Consider the following 266-nt stretch of genomic DNA (forward strand, 5'->3'; position numbering starts at 1 on the left):
GAATCAGAATTCATTGAGTCGTTTGGCGCAAGCCAAACAAAAAACTTTTAATTGAAGAGTTTGATCATGGCTCAGATTGAACGCTGGCGGCAGGCCTAACACATGCAAGTCGAGCGGTAACAGGAAGAAAGCTTGCTTTCTTTGCTGACGAGCGGCGGACGGGTGAGTAATGCCTAGGGAACTGCCCAGTCGAGGGGGATAACAGTTGGAAACGACTGCTAATACCGCATACGCCCTACGGGGGAAAGCAGGGGAACTTCGGTCCT

At 50.8% G+C, this 266-nt stretch carries 1 rRNA gene; it reads left to right on the forward strand.

What is annotated here, in order from left to right:
- Positions 1–48: 48 nt before the first annotated feature.
- A 16S ribosomal RNA gene (locus tag LZP69_RS16460) occupies positions 49–266 on the forward strand; the annotation flags it as partial.

The sequence above is a fragment of the Shewanella sp. AS1 genome, from assembly GCF_021412565.1.
Classification (GTDB): domain Bacteria; phylum Pseudomonadota; class Gammaproteobacteria; order Enterobacterales; family Shewanellaceae; genus Shewanella.